Below are 22,154 nucleotides of genomic sequence, written 5' to 3'. Positions count from 1 at the left end.
GCCCGTGTCGGCGGCGCGTTCCGCGCTTGACGCACCGGCGCGATTTTTCGACGGCAGATGATGAAAAAGACGACCCTCAAATCGGTGTTTCTGACGGGACTCCTGGTTCTCGTCCCGCTCGCGATCACGCTGTGGGTCCTCGGGCTCATCATCGGCACGATGGATCAGACGCTGCTCCTCTTGCCCGAATCGTGGCAGCCGGAGCGGCTGCTCGGCTTCCGCCTGCCGGGGATCGGCGCGGTGCTGACGCTCGCGTTCATCTTCGTCGTCGGGCTCGCGACGCAGAACTTCATCGGCCAGAAGCTCGTCACCTGGTGGAACGCAGTCGTGCGGCACATTCCGGTCGTCGGGCCGATCTACACGAGCGTGAAGCAGGTGTCGGACACGCTCTTGTCGAGCAGCGGCAATGCGTTCCGCAAGGCGCTCCTGATCGAGTATCCGCGCCGCGGCTCCTACACGATCGCGTTCCTGACCGGCACGCCGGGCGGCGACGTGGTCAATCACCTGAAGGAAGAGCACGTGAGCGTCTACGTGCCGACGACGCCGAATCCGACGTCCGGCTTCTTCCTGATGGTGCCGAAAAGCGAGGTCGTCGAGCTCGACATGTCGGTCGACGCCGCGCTCAAGTACATCGTCTCGATGGGCGTCGTCGCGCCCCCGGCGCCCGTCGCCGCGCCCGCGCGCCGTCCCGTCGAGCCGCCGCTGTAATGCCCGGGAGAGAGTGCGGCTCTTCCCGTTGACCACTACGAAAGAAAGCAAACATCATGTCGATGCGAACTGAATACTGCGGTCTCGTGACCGAACACCTGCTGGGCCAGACGGTGTCGCTGTGCGGCTGGGTCCACCGTCGCCGCGATCACGGCGGCGTGATTTTCATCGACCTGCGCGATCGCGAAGGTCTCGTGCAGGTAGTGTGCGATCCGGATCGCGCCGAGATGTTCGCTGCCGCCGAGGGCGTGCGCAACGAGTTCTGCATCCAGATCAAGGGCCTCGTGCGCGGCCGTCCGGAGGGCACGATCAACGCCGGCCTGAAGAGCGGCAAGATCGAAGTGCTGTGCCACGAGCTGAACGTGCTGAACGCGTCGGTCACGCCGCCGTTCCAGCTCGACGACGACAACCTGTCGGAAACCACGCGCCTCACGCATCGCGTGCTCGACCTGCGCCGTCCGCAGATGCAGCACAACCTGCGCCTGCGCTACCGCGTCGCGATCGAGGCGCGCAAGTATCTCGACGAGCAGGGCTTCATCGACATCGAAACGCCGATGCTGACGAAGAGCACGCCGGAAGGCGCGCGCGACTACCTCGTGCCGTCGCGCGTGAACGCGGGCCAGTTCTTCGCGCTGCCGCAGTCGCCGCAGCTCTTCAAGCAACTGCTGATGGTCGCGAACTTCGATCGCTACTACCAGATCACCAAGTGCTTCCGCGACGAAGACCTGCGCGCCGACCGCCAGCCGGAATTCACGCAGATCGACTGTGAGACGTCGTTCCTCGGCGAGCAGGAAATCCGCGACCTGTTCGAGGACATGATTCGTCACATCTTCAAGACGACGATCGACGCCGAGCTCGCCGCGAAATTCCCGGTGATGCCGTATTCGGAAGCGATGGCGCGCTTCGGCTCGGACAAGCCGGACCTGCGCGTGAAGCTCGAGTTCACCGAGCTCACCGACGCGATGAAGGACGTCGACTTCAAGGTGTTCAGCACGCCGGCCAACACGAAGGACGGCCGTGTCGCGGCGCTGCGCGTGCCGAAGGGCGCCGAGCTCACGCGCGGCGACATCGACGGCTACACCGAGTTCGTGCGCATCTACGGCGCGAAGGGCCTCGCGTGGATCAAGGTCAACGAGAAGGCGAAGGGCCGCGACGGCCTGCAAAGCCCGATCGTGAAGAACCTGCACGACGCGTCGATCGCGGCGATCCTCGAGCGGACGGGCGCGGAAGACGGCGACATCATCTTCTTCGCGGCCGACCGCGCGAAGGTCGTCAACGACAGCCTGGGCGCGCTGCGCCTGAAGATCGGCCACTCGGAATTCGGCAAGGCGAACGGCCTCGTCGAGTCGGGCTGGAAGCCGCTGTGGGTCGTCGACTTCCCGATGTTCGAATACGACGACGAAGACGCGCGCTACGTGGCCGCGCATCACCCGTTCACGAGCCCGAAGGACGAGCATCTCGAGTACCTCGAGACCGATCCGGGCCGCTGCCTCGCGAAGGCATACGACATGGTGCTGAACGGTTGGGAAATCGGCGGCGGCTCGGTGCGTATCCACCGCGAGGACGTGCAGAGCAAGGTGTTCCGCGCGCTCAAGATCGGCCCGGAGGAGGCGCAGGCGAAGTTCGGCTTCCTGCTCGACGCGCTGCAATACGGCGCGCCGCCGCACGGCGGGATCGCGTTCGGCCTCGATCGCATCGTCACGATGATGGCGGGCGCCGACTCGATCCGCGACGTGATCGCGTTCCCGAAGACGCAGCGTGCGCAGTGTCTGCTGACGCAGGCGCCGAGCCCCGTCGACGAGCGCCAGCTGCGCGAGCTGCACATCCGCTTGCGCCAGCCGGAGCAGCCGAAGGCGTAACGGTCGCCCGCTCGCCGGCTGCGGCCGATCGTCGACCGTCGCGGATCGGCCGGCGATCGACGCGGCCGATGGCCCCGGCCGCAACCGGCCGGAGCAGGAAGCAACTGCAGAAATGGGGGCGCGCGTGCGCCCTTTTCGTTTTTTGCGGTACAGTCAGCCTCATGGTTTTTTGACGGTGCCGCGCTGTCCGCCGCGTCGAGCGGGCAGGCGCCGATGACATCCCGATGACGAAACCGCCGAAAATCCCCGAATCCGTCCTCGTCGTAATCCATACGTCCGCGCTCGACGTGCTCGTCATCAAGCGTGCCGATCAGCCCGACTTCTGGCAGTCCGTGACGGGGTCGAAGGACGCGCTAGACGAACCGATCGAGCAGGCTGCCGCGCGCGAAGTCGCCGAAGAGACGGGCATCGTCGTCGGCAGCGCCGGCATTCCGCAGAGCGCGCTCGTCGATTGGCATCACGCGATCGAATACACGATCTACCCGCAGTACCTGCACCGCTACGCGCCCGGCGTCACGCGCAACATCGAGCACTGGTTCGGCCTCGAGGTGCCGGGCCGCATCGACGTGACGCTGTCGCCGCGCGAGCACACCGCCTATCTGTGGCTGCCTTACCGGGAAGCGGCCGCGCGCTGCTACTCGCCGTCGAACGCCGAGGCGATCCTGCAACTGCCCGAACGCGTCGCATCGCGCGCCGCATGAGCGGCAAGACTCGGCACCGTCTCGCGCAACTGCGGCAGATGTTCCTGCAGGAGCGCGGCTCCGCGTCGCGGCTCGCGTTCACGTCCGGCAACACGGTGCGGCTTTGCGACGGCGGCGCGACGTTCTTCCCGGCGCTGATCGAACGGATCGACGCCGCCCGCGAGCGCGTCGCGCTCGAAACCTACATCTTCTGCGACGACGCGGCGGGACGCGCGGTCTCCGATGCGCTGATCCGCGCGGCCGCGCGCGGCGTCCACGTGCGGGTCATCACCGACGGGATCGGCACCGAGCGTCTGCCGCTCTTCGACGCGTGGCCGGACGCGGGCGTCGAGCACCGGATCTACAACCCCTATCTGTTCGGCCGCTTCGGCTTCTCGCGCACGCACCGCAAGCTCGCGGCCGTCGACGACGCATACGCGTTCTGCGGCGGCATCAACATCGTCGACGATTTCGAGCAGAGCGGCGAGCGCCTGCCGTATCCGCGCTGGGATTTCGCGGTCGAACTGAACGGGCCGGCCGTCGCCGACGTGCGCGCCGCATTCGAGGTGCAGTGGCACCGGATCGCCGCCGGCCACAAGCGCTACGCGGCGTTCGCGCCGCACGGCGTCGACAGCTCCGCATTCGCCGCGCGCTTTCGCCGCTGGATGCGCAGCCACCGGTGGGTGAAGGCGGGCGCGCTGCGCGTCGTGACCGAGCCGAGCGTCGCGTTCGTCGCGCGCGACAACGTCGTGAACCGCCGTGCGATCGAGAAGGCGTATCTCGCCGCGATCGGCCGCGCGCGCCAGTCGATCCTGCTCGCCAACCCTTACTTCATGCCAGGGCGCAAGCTGCGCCGCGCGCTCGCGGGCGCCGCGCGCCGCGGCGTCGACGTGCGGATCCTGATCGGCCGCAACGAGTTCGCGTCGCTCGATATGGCGGTGCCGTTCCTATATCATGCGTTGCTGCGCGCGGGCGTCAGGGTCGCCGAATACGACAAGACGATGCTGCACGGCAAGGTCGCGGTGATCGACGATCATTGGGCGACCGTCGGCTCGTCGAATCTGGACGCGCTGAGCCTGATGCTGAACAATGAGGCGAACGTCGTGCTCGTGCGGCATCGCGGCGAGACCGCCGCGCTGCGCGACGCGATCGCCGCCGCGTTCGCGGACGGCCGCGAGATCGACGCCGCGCTCTACGCGGCGCGGCCGGCCGTCGAGCGGTTCCTGAACTGGTTCGCGTACACCGCGTACCGGGGGGCGATGAAGCTCCTGACAGTCGGCGGATACGACTAAGCATTCGCTTACACACGCCGCGCGCCACGGCCTGCACAGGGCCGCCTCCAAAGGCGCGCAACCCTGCAAAATAGCGGGGATGGTTAGAAACCGATTTCTAATAATTTCCTTGTTTCGCCGACGGCCGCACTCAATAATAGTACGGCCGTTCGATTTTATTCGATTACCTGGAACGGTTATTAAAAGCTATGCGAAAAGGCGAACAGACGCGTGCCGCGATACTCGAAGCAGCATTGGACCTTGCCAGCCGTGACGGGCTCGAGGGTCTGACGATCGGCCTATTGGCCGAGCGCATGCAGATGAGCAAGAGCGGCGTGTTCGCGCACTTCGGATCGCGCGACGATTTGCAGGTCGAGGTCGTGCGAGAGTACCACCATCGTTTCGAGAACGAGGTGTTCTTTCCGAGCCTGCGCGAGCCGCGGGGTCTGCCGCGCTTGCGGGCGATGCTCGCGCGCTGGATCGAGAAGCGCATCCAGGAAGTGACGACGGGATGCATCTATATCAGCGGCGCCGTCGAGTACGACGACCGTCCCGACAGCGCGGTGCGCGAGCAGTTGATCGCGAGCGTGAAGGCATGGCGCGCCGCGCTGCTGCGCGCCATTTCGCAGGCGAAGGAAGAGGGGCATCTGCGTCCGGATACGGACCCGAACCTGATGCTCTTCGAGTTGTACAGCTTCACGCTCGGTCTGCATCACGACGCGCGCTTCCTGCATCAGCCGGACGCCGTGCGCCTCACGTGGGCCGCGCTTGAAAAGACGATTGTTTCGTACCAGAGCGAGAGCCGTTAGCGGCGGCGCGACCGCCGCCGGGAGCTCGAGCCGATTGCCTTATCTTGGAGAGAGTCATGGGACAGTACGCCGCGCCGTTGCGCGACATGCAATTCGTGTTGCACGAGCTTCTGAACGTCGAAGCCGAGGTCAAGCAGATGCCCAAGCACGCTGATCTCGACGCCGACACGATCAACCAGGTGCTCGAGGAAGCGGGCAAGTTCTGCTCGGAGGTGCTCTTCCCGCTCAACCAGGTCGGCGACCGTGAAGGCTGCACGTATGTCGGCGACGGCGTCGTGACGACGCCGACGGGCTTCAAGGAAGCGTATCGGCAATACGTCGAGGCCGGCTGGCCGGCGCTCGGCTGCGATCCGGACTACGGCGGCCAGGGGCTGCCCGCATTCGTCAACAATGCGCTCTATGAAATGCTGAACTCGGCGAACCAGGCGTGGACGATGTATCCGGGCCTGTCGCACGGCGCATACGAATGCCTGCACGCGCACGGCGCGCCCGAACTGCAGAAGGTCTACCTGCCGAAGCTCGTCGCGGGCGAATGGACGGGCACGATGTGCCTGACCGAGCCGCACTGCGGCACCGATCTCGGCATCCTGCGCACGAAGGCCGAGCCGAACGGCGACGGCTCGTACGCGATCAGCGGCACCAAGATCTTCATCTCGAGCGGCGAACACGACTTCTCGAAGAACATCGTCCACCTCGTGCTCGCGCGCCTGCCGGACGCGCCGAAGGGCACGAAGGGCATCTCCCTCTTCATCGTGCCGAAGTTCATCCCCGACGCATCGGGCGAGCCGGGCGAGCGCAACGGCGTCAAGTGCGGCTCGATCGAGCACAAGATGGGCATCCACGGCAACGCGACCTGCGTGATGAACCTCGACAACGCGAAAGGCTGGATGATCGGCGAGCCGAACAAGGGCTTGAACGCGATGTTCGTGATGATGAACGCCGCGCGTCTCGGCGTCGGCATGCAAGGTCTCGGCCTTACCGAAGTCGCGTACCAGAACTCGCTCACGTATGCGAAGGAACGCCTGCAGATGCGCTCGCTGACGGGCCCGAAGGCGCCGGACAAGCCGGCCGACCCGATCATCGTCCACCCGGACGTGCGCCGCATGCTGCTCACGCAGAAGGCATATGCGGAAGGCGCGCGCGCGTTCACGTATTGGTCGGCGCTGCAGATCGACAAGGCGCTGTCGCACGCCGACGAAGCGGTGCGCAAGGAAGCGGAGGATCTCGTCGCGCTCCTCACGCCGATCATCAAGGCGTTCCTGACCGACAACGCGTTCGAGTGCACGAACCACGCGATGCAGATCTACGGCGGCCACGGCTTCATCTCCGAGTGGGGCATGGAGCAGTACGTGCGCGATGCGCGGATCAACATGATCTATGAAGGGACCAACTCGGTTCAGGCGCTCGACCTGCTCGGCCGCAAGGTGCTGGGCGACATGGGCGCGAAGCTGAAGAAGTTCGGCAAGATCGTCACCGAGTTCGTCGAAGCAGAAGGCGTGAAGCCCGAAATGTCCGAATTCGTCACGCCGCTCGCCGACATCGGCGAAAAGGTGCAGAAGCTGACGATGGAAATCGGCATGAAGGCGATGCAGAACCCGGACGAAGTGGGCGCCGCGGCCGTGCCGTATCTGCGCACCGTCGGTCACCTGGTGTTCTCGTACTTCTGGGCGCGGATGGCGCGCATCGCGCTCGACAAGGAAGCGTCGGGCGATCCGTTCTACAAGTCGAAGCTCGCGACCGCGCGCTTCTACTTCGCGCGCCTCTTGCCCGAAACGGCGGCGTCGATCCGTCTCGCGCGCGCCGGCGGGAAGACGATGATGGAAGTCGACGAAGCGCTGTTCTAACGCGACCGCCGGGCGGCGCGCCGCGCGCCGCCTGAACGACCGATTCTTAGCACTCACACGCCGCGCTCGCGTCCTTACGAACGGCGACGCGCGGCTCAATCCGGAGGAGTCCCGTGAGCAATTTCAACATTCGCAAGGTCGCCGTGCTGGGCGCCGGCGTGATGGGCGCGCAGATCGCCGCGCATCTCGTCAATGCGCGCGTGCCGGTGCTGCTGTTCGATCTGCCCGCCAAGGAAGGTCCGAAGAACGGCATTGCGCTGAAGGCGATCGAGAACCTGAAGAAGCTGTCGCCCGCGCCGTTCGGCGTGAAGGACGACGCGAAGTACCTCGAACCCGCGAACTACGAGGACGACATCGCGAAGCTCGCCGAATGCGACCTCGTGATCGAAGCGATCGCCGAGCGGATGGACTGGAAGCACGACCTGTACAAGAAGGTCGCGCCGCACATCGCTTCGCACGCGATCTTCGCGACCAACACGTCGGGCCTGTCGATCACGGCGCTGTCCGATGGCTTTGCCGATGAACTGAAGGCGCGCTTCTGCGGCGTGCACTTCTTCAACCCGCCGCGCTACATGCATTTGGTCGAGTTGATCCCGACCACGCACACGCGCGGCGAGATCCTCGACCAGCTCGAGACGTTCCTGACGAGCGTCGTCGGCAAGGGCGTCGTGCGCGCGAAGGACACGCCGAACTTCATCGCGAATCGCGTCGGCATTTTCTCGATCCTCGCCGTGATCACCGAAGCCGAAAAGTTCGGCCTGCGCTTCGACGAAGTCGACGACCTGACGGGCAGCCGCCTCGGCCGCGCGAAGTCGGCGACGTTCCGCACGGCGGACGTGGTCGGCCTCGACACGATGGCGCACGTGATCAAGACGATGCAGGACAACCTCGCCGACGATCCGTTCTTTCCGGTCTACAAGACGCCCGCCGTGCTCGCGAAGCTCGTCGAACAGGGCGCGCTCGGCCAGAAGACGGGCGGCGGCTTCTACAAGAAGGAAGGCAAGGCGATCAAGGTGCTCGACGCGAAGACGGGCGCCTACGTCGACTCCGGCGCGAAGGCGGACGAGACCGTCGGCCGCATCCTGAAGCGCCCGCCCGCGGAGCGCCTGAAGCTCTTGCGCGAGACGGAGCATCCGCACGCGCAGTTCCTGTGGTCGATCTTCCGTGACGTGTTCCACTACATCGCGCTCCACCTCGAATCGATCGCCGACAACGCGCGCGACGTCGACCTCGCGATCCGCTGGGGCTTCGGCTGGAACGAAGGTCCGTTCGAAGGCTGGCAGGCCGCGGGCTGGAAGCAGGTCGCCGAGTGGGTGCAGGAAGACATCGCGGCCGGCAAGGCGCTCGCGAACGTGCCGCTGCCCGCGTGGGTGCTCGAAGGCGTCGTCGCCGAGCAGGGCGGCGTGCACACGGCCGAAGGCTCGTGGTCGCCCGCGACTAAGCGCTTCGCGCCGCGCTCGACGCTCGCCGTCTACGGCAAGCAGGTGTTCCGCGCGCCGCTCCTCGGCGAAGCGGGCCACGATCCGAAGACGTTCGGCAAGACGCTGTTCGAGACCGACTCGGTGCGCGCGTGGGTCGACGACCGTGCGGGCGAGGACGACGTCGTGATCGTGTCGTTCAAGTCGAAGATGAACACGATCGGCCCGGGCGTGATCGACGGCCTCGTGCAGGCGATCGAGCTCGCGGAGAAGGACTACAAGGGCGTCGTGATCTGGCAGCCGACGTCGCTCAAGCTCGGCAACCCGGGCGGCCCGTTCTCCGCCGGCGCGAACCTCGAAGAGGCGATGCCCGCGTTCATGATGGGCGGCGCGAAGGGCATCGAGCCGTTCGTGAAGAAGTTCCAGGAAGGCATGCTGCGCGTCAAGTACGCGAACGTACCGGTCGTCGCGGCGGTGTCGGGCCTGGCGCTCGGCGGCGGCTGCGAGCTGATGCTGCATAGCGCGAAGCGCGTCGTGCACGTCGAGAGCTACATCGGCCTCGTCGAAGTCGGCGTCGGCCTCGTGCCGGCGGGCGGCGGCCTGAAGGAAGCGGCGCTGCGCGCGGCGGACGCGGCGACGGCGGCGGGCCTGACGAGCGAGCTGCTCAAGTTCCTGACGAAGTCGTTCGAGAACGCGGCGATGGCGAAGGTGTCGATGTCCGCGCACGAGGCGCGCGCGATGGGCTACGTGAAGCCGTCGGACACGATCGTGTTCAACGTGTTCGAACTGCTCGACATCGCGAAGAAGGAAGCGCGCGGCCTCGCGGCGGCGGGCTACCGCGCGCCGCTGAAGGCGAAGGAAATCCCGGTGGCCGGCCGCTCGGCGATCGCCACCATCAAGGCGCAGCTCGTCAACATGCGCGACGGCCGCTTCATTAGCGACCACGATTTCCTGATCGCGAGCCGGATCGCCGAGGCGGTTTGCGGCGGCGACGTCGAAGCCGGCAGCACGGTCGACGAGGAATGGCTGCTCGCGCTGGAGCGTCGCGCGTTCGTTGAGCTGCTCGGCACGCAGAAGACGCAGGAACGGATCATGGGCATGTTGCAGACCGGCAAGCCGGTTCGCAACTGATCGAGCCGAGCGGACAACTTTGCATGGGAGCAGAGTAAGCGCCACAGCGCTAACTGCGATCGACCGCCCAAGGGCATGGGACCAGAGTCAGCGCTGAAGTGCCAACTCTGGTCGACAGGAGTCTCAAATGAGCAAACAACTGCAAGACGCATACATCGTCGCCGCAAGCCGCACGCCGATCGGCAAGGCGCCCCGCGGTGCATTCAAGAACACGCGCCCGGACGAGCTGCTCGTCCACGCGATCAAGTCGGCGATCGCGCAGGTGCCGGAATTCGACACGAAGCTGATCGAAGACGCGATCGTCGGCTGCGCGATCCCCGAGGCAGAGCAGGGCCTGAACGTCGCGCGGATGGGCGCGCTGCTCGCGGGCCTGCCGAACACGGTCGGCGGCGTGACGGTGAACCGCTTCTGCGCATCGGGCATCACCGCGCTCGCGATGGCGGCGGACCGCATTCGCGTCGGCGAATCGGACGCGCTCCTCGCGGCCGGCGTCGAATCGATGAGCATGGTGCCGATGATGGGCAACAAGCCGTCGATGTCGCCGCACATCTTCGATCGCAACGAAGACGTCGGCATTGCCTACGGGATGGGCCTGACCGCCGAGCGCGTCGCCGAGCAGTGGAAGGTGAGCCGCGAAGACCAGGACGCGTTCTCGGTCGAGTCGCACAGGAAGGCGCTCGCCGCGCAGCAGGCGGGCGAGTTCAAGGACGAGATCGCGCCGTACACGATCATCGAGCGCTTCCCGAATCTCGCGACGGGCGAGATCGAGACGAAGACGCGCGAGATCGCGATCGACGAAGGCCCGCGTGCGGACACGTCGATCGAAGGCCTCGCGAAGCTGCGCGCGGTGTTCGCGAACAAGGGCTCGGTGACGGCGGGCAACAGCTCGCAGACATCGGACGGCTCGGGCGCGCTCCTCGTCGTGTCGGAGAAGGTGCTCAAGCAGTTCAACCTGACGCCGCTCGCGCGCTTCGTCAGCTTTGCCGTGCGCGGCGTGCCGCCGGAGATCATGGGCATCGGCCCGAAGGAAGCGATTCCGGCCGCGCTGAAGGCGGCGGGCCTGAAGCAGGACGATCTCGACTGGATCGAGCTGAACGAAGCATTCGCCGCGCAATCGCTGGCGGTGATGCGCGATCTCGGCCTCGATCCGTCGAAGGTCAACCCGATCGGCGGCGCGATCGCGCTCGGCCACCCGCTCGGCGCGACGGGCGCGATTCGCGCGGCGACCGTCGTGCACGGCCTGCGTCGTCGCAACCTGAAGTACGGGATGGTGACGATGTGCGTCGGGACCGGCATGGGTGCGGCAGGCATCATCGAGCGGCTCTGATCGGAGCGCGCGACGCATGACGACGGTGCGCGGGCGACCAGCTCGCGCACCGTTTTTTTTGTTTATCGAATGAAAACAGCCATGGAGACGGCTCAGATGGATATCCAGATCGAAAACGCAGGCGGCGTGCTGACGATCACGCTCGCGCGCCCCGCGAAAAAGAACGCGATCACCGCGGCGATGTACCAGGCGATGGCCGATGCGCTCGCGGCGGCGCAGGATGACAAGTCGGTGCGCGCGATCGTGATTCGCGGCAGCGACGGCAACTTCAGCGCGGGCAACGATCTCGACGACTTCATGAAGGCGCCGCCGAAGGACGAGAACGCACCCGTGTTCCAGTTTCTGCGCCAGATCGCGAGCGCGCAGAAGCCGGTCATCGCGGCGGTTTCCGGCGTCGCGGTCGGCATCGGCGTGACGATGCTGCTGCACTGCGATCTCGTCTACGCGGCCGACACCGCGCAGCTCTCGCTGCCGTTCGCGCAGCTCGGCCTGTGTCCCGAGGCGGCGTCGAGCCTGCTGCTGCCGCGTCTTGCCGGCCATCAGGTCGCGGCCGAGAAGCTCCTGCTCGGCGAGCCGTTCGACGCGCTCGAAGCGCACCGGATCGGCCTCGTGAACCGCGTGCTGCCCGCCGCGGATCTCGACGCGTTCGCCGCGGAGCAGGCGGCGAAGCTCGTCGCGCTGCCGGCATCGTCGCTGCGCGCGACGAAGGCGTTCCTCAAGAAGGGGGGCGGCGCGGACGTCGCCGCGCGGATGTCGGAAGAAGGCGACCAGTTCGGCCGGATGCTGCGCTCGCCCGAAGTGCGCGAGGCGATCACTGCGTTCTTCGAGAAGCGCAAGCCGGACTTCCGGCAGTTCGACTGAACGCGAACGCAAACGCGGCGGCGTGCGGCGGTGTGCCGCTTCCGCCGCACGCCCATCGATGCGGCGGCGCGCTAAGCGGAGCCGTAGTCGACGTAGCCCGCTTCGCGGCAGAAGCTCACGAGCCGCAGCCCGGCTTGCCGCGCGATTTCGATCGCGAGCGACGACGGCGCGGAGATCGTCGCGACCATCGGAATGCCGACGCGCGCGGACTTGCGCACGAGCTCGTAGCTCGCGCGGCTCGACAGGAAGACGAAGCCGTTCGTCATGTCGGCGCGTTCGAGCGTGAGCGTGCCGATCAGCTTGTCGAGCGCGTTGTGGCGGCCGATGTCCTCGAACGCGTGGACGATCGCGCCCGATGCGTCGCACCACGCGGCCGCGTGCAGCCCGCCCGTCTGCCGCGTGAGCACCTGATGGGCGGGGAGATCGCGCGCCGCGCGTGCGATCGCATCCGGCGCGATGCGCGCGAGAAAGCCGGTATCCGGCACGCGTTCCGGCACGAGATCGAGCAGATCGATACTCTCGATGCCGCACACGCCGCAGCCGGTGCGCCCCGCGAGCGCGCGGCGCTTCTCCTTCAGCGCGGCGAACGCCTGCTGGACGACCGTGAGCTGCACTTCGGCGTGCGGCAGCGGCGCGTCGCCGTGCAGCACGACTTCGATGTCCTTCACGTCGCTGCCGCGCTCGACGATGCCTTCCGACACCGCGAAGCCGACCGCGAACGCTTCCAGATCGCGTGGCGTGCACATCATCACCGCGTGCGAGATGCCGTTGAACACGAGCGCGACGGGCCATTCCTGGCCGACGTGGTCGACGGTCGCTTCGACCGCGTCGCCGCGCCGCCTGCGCACCGCGAGCTCGACGATGCCGCTGGGTTCGACGGTTTCGGACAGACTCACGGGGGACTACTCCTTCGATTGGACGGGGCGGACGAGCGGGGCGCGGCGTCCGGCGGCACGCCCGTCGCCCGCGAAGGTTCTAAAATACTCCAGACAGGCCAAATGTGCCGGCAAACGTCATAGTGGGTGCAAACATGGGACTGAGCGACGCGCCGTTGCTGTTCAATTTCGAAGTCGTATCGTCGGAGGATCTGACCTACATTCCGATGATCGTCCGTTTCAACCTCGACCGCTTCGGGCTGCGGATCTCGCTCGAGCAATGGCAGATGCTGCCGATCGAGGATCGCAAGCTGCTCGCGCGCTTTCCGGCCGACGAAGACGTCGTGATCGAGCCGAACTTCGATCATGCGCTGTTCGAGATGCTGCGTACGCACGCGAACGTTGAGCCGAGCTGGTTCCAGCCGGACGAGCATCCGGCCTGGCGCAGCGCCGATGCGGTGCCGGATGCGCTCGTCGCGCAGAGCGGGCTGGCCGGGCTGCAGGCGCCGTCGGCCGCGCAGTGGGCGACGCTCACGCCGTTTCAACGCTACGTGCTCGCGAAGCTGTCGCGCAAGCCGAAGCTCAACCACGACTTCATCCCCGCGATGCGCGAGTTCGGCCTCTCCGCGCATTGAGCGGGCGAGGCGGCGCCACGCGCGTTGCCCCGCCGTTCGCGCGCGGGCGCCGGATGCGACGCGCAGCCGCGCTTATTCGAGCGGCGGCAGCGCCCGCGGGCGGCGATCGGCGTCGGTCGCGACGTAGGTGAGGGTCGCTTCGGTCACCTTGACGATTTCGCTCATCAGACTCATCCGCTGTGCGTAAACCTCGACGTCGACCGTCACCGACGTGTTGCCCGTCTTGACGATGCTCGCGTAGAAGCTCAGCAGATCGCCGACGAACACCGGCTGCTTGAACAGGAAAGAATTGACCGCGACCGTCGCGACCCGGCCGTTCGCGCGGCGGCACGCCGGGATCGAGCCCGCGATGTCGACCTGCGCCATGATCCAGCCGCCGAATACGTCGCCGTGGACGTTCGCGTCGGACGGTTGCGGCACGACGCGCAGCGCGGGCGGTTTTTGCGGGAGTTGCAGGGGCGAATCGGTCATGGTTGAAGCTTCCATCTTGTAAGAAAAGCGGCCGGCTTGCGCGATTTCGCGCGCCGCCGCGGGCGAGGCGGCGCGCAGCGGCGCGAACCGGCTTCTGCGAGAATACAAAGTTCTGAAATTGTACGAGAAAGTGTGGATTGGGGCCGGGCCGGGCGGGCAGAATTGCGTCGCCCAAGCCGCATGGGCCGAGCCGGGCGGGCAGCTCAACGTCCGCCGTGCCGCATGGACCGGAACGCGCCGGCAGTCCGCCGGGTATTTCGTCGCGCGATTCGTGCCGCCCGCCGGCTGGCTACGCGGCGCGCGTGGCGTAGCCAGCCGGCTCGAGACCGATCGCCATGCGGCGGCCGGGACGGCGGATGCAGATGGCCGCCGACGCGCGATTCGCGCGCGCCGCGCCCCTGCGTCGCACCGACGCCGGCCGTGCGAACCCGAAACGCATACTTTCACCGACGAAGCGAACCCACGAACTCCCCCATGCGCCGCTATCCCGCTTCTTCCGAGCCCGCGCCCATCGCGACCGGGCCGCGCAACGACTGGCAGACGATCCGCTCGCTGCTGCCGTACCTGACCGCCTACAAGTGGCGCGTCGCGTTCGCGCTCACGTGCCTGATCGGCGCGAAGGTCGCGAGCCTCGGCGTGCCCGTCGTGATGAAGCGGATCGTCGACAGTCTCGCCGCCGTCCAGCATCTGACCGCGCTCGGCCGCGCCGAGCAGTCGGCGAGCATCGTGCTCGCGGGCGGCGTGGGGCTCCTCGTGGTCGCGTACGCGTTCGTGCGTCTATCGACGTCGCTCTTCACCGAATTGCGCGAAATCCTGTTCTCGAAGGTGACGGAGAGCGCAGTGCGGCGGCTCGCGCTGCAGGTGTTCCGGCATCTGCACGGCCTGTCGCTGCGCTTTCACCTCGAACGGCAGACGGGCGGCATGTCGCGCGACATCGAGCGCGGCACGCGCGGCATCCAGCAGTTGATCTCGTATTCGCTGTACAGCATCCTGCCGACGCTCGTCGAAGTGGGGCTCGTGCTCGGCTTCTTCGCCGTCAAGTACGAAGCGTATTACGCGTACGTGACGTTCGCGGCGCTCGTCGCGTACATCGTGTTCACCGTGAAGGTGACCGAGTGGCGCACGCATTTCCGCCGCACGATGAACGAGCTCGATTCGCGTGCGAACTCGCGTGCGATCGATTCGCTGATCAACTATGAGACGGTCAAGTATTTCGGCAACGAGGAGTGGGAAACGCAGCGCTACGACGAGAACCTGAAGCGCTACCGCAAGGCGGCGATCCGTTCGCAGAACTCGCTGTCGTTTCTCAACTTCGGCCAGCAGGCGATCATCGGCGCGGGGCTCGTGTTCATCCTGTGGCGCGCGACGCAGGGCGTGCTCGCGGGCAAGCTCACGCTCGGCGACCTCGTCCTCATCAACACCTTCATGCTGCAGTTGTACATTCCGCTCAACTTCCTGGGCGTCGTCTACCGCGAGCTGAAGCAGAGCCTGACCGACATGGACCGGATGTTCGGGCTGCTGTCGGCCGCGCGCGAAGTCGACGACGCGCCCGGCGCGCCCGCGCTGAAGGTGAGCGGCGCGCAGGTGCGCTTCGAACGGGTGAATTTCAGCTACGAGCCGGCGCGGCAGATCCTGCACGACGTCGATTTCACGATCGAAGCGGGCTCGACGACCGCGGTCGTCGGCCACAGCGGCTCGGGCAAGTCGACACTGTCGCGCCTCTTGTTCCGCTTCTACGATCTCGGTCGCGCGACGGGCGGCGCGATCACGATCGACGGCCAGGACATCCGCGACGTGAAGCAGGATTCGCTGCGCGCGTCGATCGGCATCGTGCCGCAGGACACGGTGCTCTTCAACGACACGATCTACTACAACATCGCGTACGGCCGGCCGTCGGCGACGCGCGACGAGGTGATCGCGGCCGCGCGCGCCGCGCACATCCACACGTTCATCGAAAGTCTGCCGAAGGGCTATGACACGCCCGTCGGCGAGCGCGGGCTCAAGCTGTCGGGCGGCGAGAAGCAGCGCGTCGCGATCGCGCGGACGATCCTGAAGAACCCGCCGATCCTCGTGTTCGACGAAGCGACGTCGGCGCTCGATTCGCGTTCCGAGCGCGCGATCCAGCACGAGCTCGAGCAGATCGCGCGGCACCGGACGACGCTCGTGATCGCGCACCGGCTGTCGACCGTCGTGCACGCGGACCAGATCATCGTGATGGACCACGGGCGTATCGTCGAGCGCGGCACGCATGCCGAGCTGCTGCGCGCAGACGGCCTCTATGCGCAGATGTGGGCGCTGCAGCAGCAGCGCGCGGCGGCCGACGGCGCGGCGGCGGAAGAGGTTTAATGGGGCGGGGCGCGCCGCGCGCGGCATGGTGGCGCGGACTCGCGCGTCTCGGCCGATAGCGGCGCGTCGTTGTGTCGTTGCCGATTGGCGGCCGGCTGGACGCTCGGCGGATCACGCCGGAGCCGCTCGATGAACCCGGGCGAGCGGGCGTCAGCCGGCCGGCTTCAGCGCGCTGCCCTCAGCGCGGCGTCGAGCTCGCTCAGTTGCGCCGGCGTGCCGACGTTCTCCCACACACCCGCATATAGCTCGCCCGTCGCGCGGCGCGCGGCGATCGTTTCGCGAAAATAGGGGGTGAGCCGGCTGCGCGTGCCGGCGGGCAGAGCGCGGAACATTCGCGAGTCGTAGAGCGCGATGTTGCCGAATGTGACGCGCGGCACGCCGTCGAGCGACAGCAGGCCGTCGCCGTCGAGCGCGAAGTCGCCCGCCGGATGGAACGGCGGGTTCGGCACCATCACGAGGTGCATGCCGGGCTCGGGCGCCGCAGCCAGCGCGGCGGCGCGCGCGCGCAGCGTCGCGTAGTCGAAGTTTGCGTAGACGTCACCCGCGACGCAGACGAACACCTTCGGCCCGCCGCCGTCCTCGATGAACGGCAGCGCCTGCGCGATTCCGCCCGCCGTTTCGAGCGCCTCGCGCTCGGCCGAATAGACGAGCCGCACGCCCCAGCGCGAGCCGTCGCCAAGAGTGGCCTCGATCCGCTCGCCGAGCCATGCGTGGTTGACGACGATCGTGCGAATGCCCGCCGCGGCGAGCCGCTCGATCTGCCAGACGATCAGCGGCTTGCCGCCCGCCGCGAGGAGTGGCTTCGGCGTCGTGTCGGTGAGCGGGCGCATCCGTTCGCCGCGCCCGGCGGCGAAGATCATCGCCGTGTCGAGTGTGTGCGTCATCGTTCAGAACGTGTAGCCGACTTCGGCTGTCTTGTTTTCGAGCTCGTCGAGCAGCCTCGCGAACGGCGTGAGCGGCCGGTAGCGCAGCGCGACCTTGCGCGCGTAGCCGAGAAAGCGCGGCAGGTCGGCGAGATAGTGCGGCTTGTGATCGCGGTAGTTGATCCGCGCGAACAGGCCGAGCACCTTGATGTGGCGCTGCAGGCCCATCCATTCGAGCTGCCGGTAGAACTCGCCGAAGTCGGGCTCGACGGGCAGCCCGGCTTTCTTCGCCTTTTCCCAGTAGTACGCGAAGCAGTCGAGCTCGAACGCCTCGTCCCAACTGATGAACGCGTCGCGCAAGAGCGACACGACGTCGTACGTGAGCGGCCCGTAGACGGCGTCCTGGAAGTCGAGCACGCCCGGGTTCGGCTGAGCAATCAACAGGTTGCGGGGCATGAAGTCGCGCAGCATGTAGCCCTGCGGCTGCGCGCGCGCGCTCGCGATCAGCAGCGCGAACGTGCGGTCGAGCACGCCGCGCGCGTTATCCGTGAGCGTCTTGCCGAGATGCCGGCCGACGTACCACTCGGGCATCAGCTCCATCTCGCAGCGCAGGAACGCCTCGTCGAACGGCGGCAGCACGTCTTCGCGCGACGCGAGCTGCCAGCGGATCAGCGCGTCGAGCGCGTCGCGCATCAGCGGCCGAGCGGCGTCCGGCGCGGCGGGATCGAGCGCGGAGATGTACGAGCGCGTGCCGAGATCGGTGATGAGCATGAAGCCCGCGTCGAAGTCGTGTTCGAGCACTTTCGGCACGTTCAGACCGGCCGCGTCGAGCAACTGCGAGAGCTGCACGAACTCGCGGCATTTCTCTGGCGGCGGCGCGTCGACGGCGATCGCGGTTCCGCCCGGCGCGGCCGCGCTCGCGATGCGGAAATAGCGCCGGAAGCTCGCGTCGGCGGACGCAGGGACGAGCGACGCCGGGTCGAGCGCGTAGCGGTCGGCGAACGTGGCGAGCCAGTCGGTGAGGAGGGCGAGGCGGGGATCGGCCAAGGGCTGCGTCATTGAAAGTCGGGGAGGGGGAACGTCTTGCCATATAATACCCCACGACTTTTTTGACGCGTCCCGTGTCAATCCCCGCCGGCGCGGGCCCGCAGTCCGCCACGCCGCTCGTTTGCCCGTTTTCCCCCGGTATGCGCGAAGCCGCAGTCACGGTTCGATTGCGAGGGCTGCGACGTGCGGAGGCCGGGTTTGACAGGGTCGATTCGCCGAACGATAGATGCCGCCTAAAACGTTATTCCCGCTCGTCCCAGCTTGCGATGCCGCGCCGCGCAAAAAACGGCTCGCGGTCGCGCTTTTGGCCGTACCGGGCCTCGTGCCGGCGGTGTCGCAGGCCCAGTTGTCGGGCGCCGCGGCCGAGCCGCAGGCGTTCGGCTCGCCGTGGGACCTTCGCCTCGCGCCGCAGCTCGACGAGCATCCGCAAAAGCAGCGCGGCAAGCCCGCGACGTTCGTCTTGGGCGACCACACGAACGGCACGGCCGACCAGGATCTCGCCGCGAAGGGCTCGGCCGAGATCCGGCGCGGCAATGCGGTCGTCAAGGCGGATGCGATCCACTACGACCAGGACACCGACATGGCCGACGCGTACGGCAAGGTCACGGTGTCGAACGCCGGCACGACGTTCTCGGGCCCCGAGGCGCATCTGAAGGTCGAGGCGAACCAGGGCTTCATGACGACGCCGAAGTACCATTTCACGGCGACGGGCGGCTCGGGCAGCGCCGAGCGGGTGCAACTGCTCGACAGCGAGCGCTCGGTGTTCACGAACGGCACCTACACGGGCTGCCAGTGCACGACGAACCCGGCGTGGTACATCAAGGGCACCGAGTTCGATTTCGATACGGGCGCCGACGAAGGCGTCGCGCGCAACGGCGTGCTGTTCTTCCAGGGCGTGCCGCTCTTCGGCAGCCCGTGGCTCACGTTCCCGCTGTCGGGCGAGCGGCGCAGCGGCTTCCTGCCGCCGACGTTCTCGCCGTTCAGCTCGACGAACGGCTTCGAATTCTCGCTGCCGTACTACTTCAATATCGCGCCGAATCGCGACCTGACGGTCACGCCGCACATCATCTCGAAGCGCGGGATCTTCACGCAGGCGACGTTCCGCTATCTGTCGACGAACTATTCGGGCACGCTGACGGGCGAATACCTGCCGGACGACCGTGTCGCGAAGCGCAACCGCTACGCGATCTACTGGCAGCACCAGCAGAACTTCGGCAACGGCTTCGGCGGCTACGTTTACTTCAACAAGGTTTCGGACAACCTGTATCCCGAGGATCTCGGATCCACGAACCAGTTCGTGAACGGGCTCCAGACGATTTATCAGCAGGAAGCCGGCCTGACGTACAACAACGGGCCGTGGTCCGTGCTCGGGCGCTACCAGCACTGGCAGACGCTCGCGCCGTCGGTCGCGCCGTACGGCCGCGAGCCGCAGTTGAACGTGAAGTACGCGAAGTACAACGTCGGTGGCTTCGACTTCGGCGCGGAAGCCGATTATTCGCGCTTCCGGATCACGACCGCCGACCAGCCGGAAGGCGATCGCGTGATGTTCAACCCGTACGTGTCGTACGGGGTGTACGGTCCCGGCTATTTCGTCGTACCGAAGGCGCAGATGCACTTCGCGTCGTACGACCTGACGACGACGACGGGCGGCGTGCCCGGCCAGGCGAAGCGCTTCACCTATTCGATTCCGACGCTCAGCTTCGATTCCGGGCTCATCTTCGACCGCTCGGTGCGCCTGTTCGGCCAGGATTTCATCCAGACGCTCGAGCCGCGGCTGTACTATGTGTACACGCCGTACCGGAACCAGTCGGACGCGCCGCTCTTCGACACGGCCGTGTCGGACTTCGGGCTCGCGGAGATCTTCACGCCGAACACCTTCGTCGGCAACGACCGGATCGCTGACGCGAACCGCCTGACGGCCGCGCTCACGACCCGCTTCATCAATCCGACGACGGGCGACGAGCGCGCGCGCTTCGTCATCGCGCAGCAGTACTACTTCACCGACCAGCGCGTGACGCTGCTGCCGACCGACGCGTCCGCGACCGCGCGGCACTCCGACCTGATCCTCGGTGCGTCGGTCAAGCTCGGCGCGGGCTTCGCGTCGGAAACCGCGTTCCAATACAACGTCGACAACAACCAGCTCGTCAAGTCGAGCGTCGGCTTCGGCTACAGCCCGGGCGAGCGGCGCGTGATCAACGTCGGCTATCGCTACACGCGGCAGAACGCGACGCTCAGCAACGAGCCGATCAATCAGGTTCTCGTGTCCGCGCAATGGCCGCTCACGCGGCGGCTCTATGCGGTCGGCCGGCTCAACTACGATCTCGCGAGCAGCCGGGTTGTCGACGGTCTCGTCGGCTTCCAGTACGATGCCGACTGCTGGGCGTTCGGCGTTGGCGTCCAGCGCTACGCGAACGGCGTGAACACGTCGGGGCAGCAGAATTCGTCGACCCGCGTGCTCGCGCAGCTCGTGCTCAAGGGGCTGACGAGCATCGACAACGGACTCGTATCCTCGTTCCGCGCCGGCGTGCAGGGATATACGCCGCTGCCGCCCGCGCCGGCGCCGTTGTCGCGTTTCAGCAATTACGATTAACCGCCGACGAGGCGTTCGCGGCGAGCGGCGTTTGCGCAGCCCGCTTTCAATGGAGTACCTGTGGCAATGAAGAAAACCCTTCGCTTCGCGGCTATCGCATCCGGTCTGGTCGCGTCGCTCATCACGGTCGCACCGGCCGCGTCTGCGCAGGCGCTGCGCGCGCAGGGCGCGTCGCTCGCCGACGAGGTGGTCGCTGTCGTCAACAACGACGTGATCACCGGGCGCGAGCTCGATCAGCGCGTCGGCCTGATCGCGCGCCGTCTGCAGCAGCAGAAGGCGCCCGTGCCGCCGATCGACCAGTTGCGCGCACAGGTGCTGAACCAGATGGTGCTCGAGCGCATCCAGATCCAGCGGGCGAAGGACGACGGCATCGTCGTCGACAACGCCACCGTGCAGGCGACGCTCGGGCGCCTCGCGCAGGCGAACGGGATGCCGCTCGACCAATACAAGGCGCGCATCGAGGCGCAGGGCGTGCCGTGGGACGTGTTCGTGCGCGACGCGCGCACTGAGCTGATGCTCTCGAAGCTGCGCGAGAAGGAAGTCGACGGCAAGATCACCGTGTCGGACGCCGAAGTCGCGAGCTACATCGCGAGCCAGCGCGGCCCGAACGCCGGCTCGCAGCAGGATCTGCGGCTCGAGCACATCTTCGTGAAGGCGCCGACCAGCGCGCCGCAAGCCGACATCGACGTCGCGCAGAAGAAGGCGGAAGGCCTGCTGCAGCAGGCGCTCGCGTCAGGCGTCGATTTCGAGCGGCTCGCGAAGAACAATTCGGAAGCCGACGATGCGAAGAAGGGCGGCGATCTCGGCTTCAAGTCGCCGTCGTCGCTGCCGTCCGACGTCGTCGACGCGGTGTCGAAGCTGCGTCCCGGCCAGGTCAACCCGACGCTCGTCCGCGTGCCGGACGGCTTCGAGATCGTGCGTCTCGTCGACCGCCGCGCGAGCCAGAGCGTGTCGGCCGCGTCGCCGAAGATCGTGCAGACGCACGTGCGCCACATTCTGCTGCGCGTCGGCGAAGGCAAGTCGGAATCGCAGGCGCGCCAGCAACTGATCGACATCCGCCGGCAGGTCGAGGCGGGCGGCGATTTCGAGAAGTTCGCGCGCACCTACTCGCAGGACGGCTCGGCGTCGCAAGGCGGTGATCTCGGCTGGATCAGCCCGGGCGAGACGGTGCCGGAATTCGAGCGTGCGATGAACAGCCTGCAGGATGGCCAGGTCAGCAACCCGGTGCGCACCGAGTACGGCTACCACCTGATTCAGGTGCTCGGCCGCCGCGACGCGGAAGGCTCGGTGCAGCAGCAGATGGACATCGCGCGCCAGGCGATCGGCCAGCGCAAGGCCGAGCAGGCGTACTCGGACTGGCTGCGCGAGCTGCGCGACTCGTCGTACGTGCAGGTCAAGCTGCCCGTCGTCCAATAAGCG

Annotated in this window: 17 protein-coding genes; 13 read left to right on the top strand and 4 right to left on the bottom strand. The window is 67.0% G+C overall.

Annotated features, from left to right (window positions below; translation table 11 throughout):
* Positions 1–57 precede the first annotated feature (57 nt).
* The 9 genes from WS69_RS01795 (at position 58) to WS69_RS01755 (ending at position 11,908) form a co-directional block, all read left to right on the top strand.
* Positions 58–708 (top strand): DUF502 domain-containing protein, encoded by a 651-nt coding sequence (locus WS69_RS01795; RefSeq protein ID WP_010101729.1) that lies wholly within the window; start codon positions 58–60, stop codon positions 706–708.
* A gap of 56 nt (positions 709–764) precedes the next feature.
* Positions 765–2,567, top strand: a complete 1,803-nt coding sequence (gene aspS, locus WS69_RS01790; protein WP_059469119.1) for an aspartate--tRNA ligase — start codon at positions 765–767, stop codon at positions 2,565–2,567.
* Between the two features lie 224 nt (positions 2,568–2,791).
* Positions 2,792–3,268: a dihydroneopterin triphosphate diphosphatase gene (gene nudB / locus WS69_RS01785; protein WP_059469118.1), complete on the top strand. Its 477-nt coding sequence runs from the start codon at positions 2,792–2,794 to the stop codon at positions 3,266–3,268.
* Complete coding sequence (clsB, locus tag WS69_RS01780; protein ID WP_059469117.1) at positions 3,265–4,539, top strand: cardiolipin synthase ClsB; 1,275 nt, start codon at positions 3,265–3,267, stop codon at positions 4,537–4,539. Before nudB ends, clsB begins: the two co-directional genes overlap by 4 nt.
* A 188-nt stretch (positions 4,540–4,727) precedes the next feature.
* Positions 4,728–5,327: a TetR/AcrR family transcriptional regulator gene (locus WS69_RS01775; RefSeq protein ID WP_004189774.1), complete on the top strand. Its 600-nt coding sequence runs from the start codon at positions 4,728–4,730 to the stop codon at positions 5,325–5,327.
* 56 nt (positions 5,328–5,383) lie between these two features.
* Complete coding sequence (locus tag WS69_RS01770) at positions 5,384–7,171, top strand: acyl-CoA dehydrogenase C-terminal domain-containing protein (RefSeq protein WP_059469116.1); 1,788 nt, start codon at positions 5,384–5,386, stop codon at positions 7,169–7,171.
* Between the two features lie 113 nt (positions 7,172–7,284).
* Positions 7,285–9,720: a 3-hydroxyacyl-CoA dehydrogenase/enoyl-CoA hydratase family protein gene (locus WS69_RS01765; RefSeq protein WP_059469115.1), complete on the top strand. Its 2,436-nt coding sequence runs from the start codon at positions 7,285–7,287 to the stop codon at positions 9,718–9,720.
* Positions 9,721–9,847: 127 nt separating this feature from the next.
* Entirely contained in the window at positions 9,848–11,047 is a 1,200-nt protein-coding gene (locus tag WS69_RS01760) for an acetyl-CoA C-acyltransferase (protein WP_059469114.1), read from the top strand.
* Positions 11,048–11,143: 96 nt separating this feature from the next.
* A complete protein-coding gene (locus WS69_RS01755; protein ID WP_059469113.1) occupies positions 11,144–11,908 on the top strand; it encodes an enoyl-CoA hydratase in 765 nt (254 codons plus the stop codon).
* 71 nt (positions 11,909–11,979) lie between these two features.
* Here the strand turns inward: WS69_RS01755 and fdhD are convergent, their stop codons facing one another.
* Positions 11,980–12,804 (bottom strand): formate dehydrogenase accessory sulfurtransferase FdhD, encoded by an 825-nt coding sequence (fdhD, locus tag WS69_RS01750; protein WP_059469112.1) that lies wholly within the window; start codon positions 12,802–12,804, stop codon positions 11,980–11,982.
* A gap of 134 nt (positions 12,805–12,938) precedes the next feature.
* On the opposite strand from fdhD, the gene WS69_RS01745 reads away from it, so the two are divergent.
* On the top strand, positions 12,939–13,418 hold the full coding sequence (locus tag WS69_RS01745) for a nitrate reductase associated protein (RefSeq protein ID WP_059469111.1): 480 nt from the start codon (positions 12,939–12,941) through the stop codon (positions 13,416–13,418).
* 72 nt (positions 13,419–13,490) lie between these two features.
* Here the strand turns inward: WS69_RS01745 and WS69_RS01740 are convergent, their stop codons facing one another.
* Positions 13,491–13,889 (bottom strand): acyl-CoA thioesterase, encoded by a 399-nt coding sequence (locus tag WS69_RS01740; RefSeq protein ID WP_059469135.1) that lies wholly within the window; start codon positions 13,887–13,889, stop codon positions 13,491–13,493.
* A 474-nt stretch (positions 13,890–14,363) separates the two neighbouring features.
* On the opposite strand from WS69_RS01740, the gene WS69_RS01735 reads away from it, so the two are divergent.
* Positions 14,364–16,235, top strand: coding sequence for an ABCB family ABC transporter ATP-binding protein/permease (locus WS69_RS01735; protein ID WP_059469110.1), 1,872 nt, complete (start codon positions 14,364–14,366; stop codon positions 16,233–16,235).
* A gap of 164 nt (positions 16,236–16,399) precedes the next feature.
* On the opposite strand, the gene murU is transcribed toward WS69_RS01735, so the two are convergent.
* Complete coding sequence (gene murU, locus WS69_RS01730; RefSeq protein ID WP_059469109.1) at positions 16,400–17,119, bottom strand: N-acetylmuramate alpha-1-phosphate uridylyltransferase MurU; 720 nt, start codon at positions 17,117–17,119, stop codon at positions 16,400–16,402.
* Positions 17,120–17,122: 3 nt separating this feature from the next.
* On the bottom strand, positions 17,123–18,157 hold the full coding sequence (locus tag WS69_RS01725) for an aminoglycoside phosphotransferase family protein (RefSeq protein WP_059469108.1): 1,035 nt from the start codon (positions 18,155–18,157) through the stop codon (positions 17,123–17,125).
* 214 nt (positions 18,158–18,371) lie between these two features.
* On the opposite strand from WS69_RS01725, the gene WS69_RS01720 reads away from it, so the two are divergent.
* Positions 18,372–20,735, top strand: a complete 2,364-nt coding sequence (locus WS69_RS01720) for an LPS-assembly protein LptD (RefSeq protein ID WP_059469107.1) — start codon at positions 18,372–18,374, stop codon at positions 20,733–20,735.
* Between the two features lie 66 nt (positions 20,736–20,801).
* The gene (locus WS69_RS01715; RefSeq protein WP_059469106.1) at positions 20,802–22,151 is read left to right on the top strand and encodes a peptidylprolyl isomerase; all 1,350 of its coding nucleotides are present in this window, start codon (positions 20,802–20,804) and stop codon (positions 22,149–22,151) included.
* Positions 22,152–22,154 lie beyond the last annotated feature (3 nt).

Origin of the sequence: Burkholderia sp. BDU5, from assembly GCF_001522845.1 — a bacterium.
Classification (GTDB): domain Bacteria; phylum Pseudomonadota; class Gammaproteobacteria; order Burkholderiales; family Burkholderiaceae; genus Burkholderia; species Burkholderia mayonis.
The sequence above is the reverse complement of the archived record's forward strand: the minus strand, read 5'-3'. Positions and strand labels throughout refer to the sequence as shown.